Origin of the sequence: Aquabacterium sp. (genome assembly GCF_021768455.1) — a bacterium.
Classification (GTDB): domain Bacteria; phylum Pseudomonadota; class Gammaproteobacteria; order Burkholderiales; family Burkholderiaceae_C; genus Aquabacterium.
In genome coordinates, this window is record NZ_JAIZVX010000267.1 from 1 (window position 1) to 2,232 (window position 2,232).

The following is a 2,232-nucleotide window of genomic DNA, read 5'->3' on the forward strand; positions in this document are numbered from 1 at the left end:
GGGCAGGTAAAGTCGTTGCCAGGCGGCGAGCAGTCGGGGCGTCACGGTGAGGAAGGTGGGGGTGGTGTTCGTTGCGCTGGGCCGTCAGCGGGTGCGGCCTCGGCCCTCACTGTAGCCTCTGTGAGGCGGAGAGCGAACCGCCAACAGAACCGCCCTCATTGCCTCGCTTCGCCTTGCCTTGGCCCCGGTGTTGCTTGCCTCGGGTCAAGGGCATCCCGGCGCCGCCGGTGCACCATCCACAGCCAGAGAACAAGGAGCAGCCATGCAGATCGAACACATCGGGGTCATCGGAGCAGGGACCATGGGCAACGGCATCGCGCAGGTCTGCGCCACGGCCGGCCTGCGCGTCACCATGGTCGACATCAGCGATGCGGCCGTGCAGCGCGGCCTGGCCACCCTGGCCGGCAGCCTCGACCGCCTCGTCAAGAAAGAGAAGCTCACCCAGGCCGAGCGCGATGCCGCCGTGGCCCGCGTGAGCGGCAGCACCCGCTACGAAGACCTGGCCGGTGCCCAGCTGGTGATCGAGGCCGCCACCGAGAACCTCGAACTCAAGCTGCGCATCCTCACGCAGCTCGATGGCCTGCTGGCGCCCGAGGCCGTGATCGGCACCAACACCTCGTCCATCTCCATCACGCAGCTGGCCGCGGTGCTGAAGCACCCGTCTCGCCTGATCGGTCTGCACTTCTTCAACCCGGTGCCGCTCATGGCGCTGCTGGAGGTGATCCGCGGCATGCAGACGGCCGATGCCACGTACGAGCTGGCGATGGCCTTTGCCCGCCTGGTCGGCAAGACGCCGATCACGGTGAAGAACAACCCCGGCTTCGTCGTCAACCGCATCCTGATCCCCATGGTCAACGAGGCCATCCTGGTGCTGCAGGAGGGTGTGGCCAGCGCCGCCGACATCGACGAGGGCATGAAGCTGGGCTGCAACCACCCCATCGGCCCGCTGGCCCTGGCCGACCTCATCGGGCTGGACACGGTGCTGGCGATCATGAACGTCTTCCACGAAGGCTTTGGCGACCCGAAGTACCGCGCCGCGCCGCTGCTGAAAGAGATGGTCGCTGCCGGCCGCCTGGGTCGCAAGAGCGGGCAGGGCTTCTTCGTTTACGGCTGAACCTGGCGCACCCAGGGCATCTCGGCGGCGTCCAGCGGCTCGGCGCTCTGGCGCTGGGCGAACATCACCGCTTCGGTGGCCTCTGAGGGGTCGCGGCCCTCGGCCTGGCGGCTGCGGATGCGGGCGCGCAGCACCACCTCGGGCGCTTCGCAATGCAGGATGCCGAAGGGCACGCCGCGCTGCTGTGCCAGCTGGCGGAAGCGGTCGCGTTCGTGGCGTTTCAAGAAGGCCGCGTCCACGATGACGGGGTAGCCCGCGCACAAGGCCTGGTCGGCCAGGGCCAGCAGGTGGGTGTAGCTGCGCTCGCTGGCCTCGGGCGTGTAGATGCCATCGGGGACACGGCCGTGCGAGGGCGCCAGCGGCGCGAGGCCAAAGAGCCGTTTGCGCTCCACATCGGCCCGCACGCGGATGGCCCCGTGCGCCTCCAGCAGGCGCTGTGACTGGAAGCTCTTGCCCGAGCCCGAGAGCCCGTGCGTGATCAGCAGGCTGGCCGGGCCAGGGGCACTGAGGCGGTGGGCGGCATCGAGGTAATCGGGGGGCCCTGCGTGCTGCGTGCCGCCCTGCAGCCGCCCCACCATGGCCCGCACCAGGGCGCGGTAGACCAGGTGCCCGCGCCACACGGGCAGGCAGGCGTGCTCGCCGCTGGCATCCAGCCAGGCATTGAGGAAGCGCCAGGCCAGGTCGGGGCGCTGGTGCGCGAAGAGGTCCATGGCGGTGAAGGCGGTGTCGAGCGCCGTGTCCACCCAGCGCAGGGCCGGGTCGAACTCGATGCCATCGAAGGCGGTGACGCGGTCTTGCGCCTCCCCCGCCTCGCGCCAGGCGATCAGGTTGGCCAGGTGGAGGTCGCCATGGCCCTCGCGCACACGGCCGCCATCGGCCCGGGCCTGCCAGTGCGGGCGCCACACCGGGGCCATCTCGGCCACCCAGGCGCGCCAGCCTTCGGCCTCATCGGGGCAGCCGGTGGCGGCCAGGCCATCGAGCAGCTGGGCCCATTGCGCCTCGATCAGCGCGGGGCGGCCCCAAGTCGTGTCGGCAGGGGCCACGGGGGCCTCGGCCTGGAAGCGGGCCAGGCGTTCGGCCAGGGCGTCGATGTGGGCGGGCGTGAGCGTGCCGGCCGC

At 70.7% G+C, this 2,232-nt stretch carries 2 protein-coding genes; one reads left to right on the forward strand and one right to left on the reverse strand.

The window, feature by feature from the left end:
* The first annotated feature begins 262 nt into the window (after positions 1–262).
* Entirely contained in the window at positions 263–1,114 is an 852-nt protein-coding gene (locus tag QZ994_RS19580; RefSeq protein ID WP_290877695.1) for a 3-hydroxybutyryl-CoA dehydrogenase, read from the forward strand.
* On the opposite strand, the gene QZ994_RS19585 is transcribed toward QZ994_RS19580, so the two are convergent.
* Positions 1,105–2,232: bifunctional aminoglycoside phosphotransferase/ATP-binding protein (locus QZ994_RS19585; protein ID WP_290877698.1), on the reverse strand; the 1,128-nt coding region annotated here is incomplete at its 5' end. The two genes, QZ994_RS19580 and QZ994_RS19585, sit on opposite strands and share 10 nt — an antisense overlap.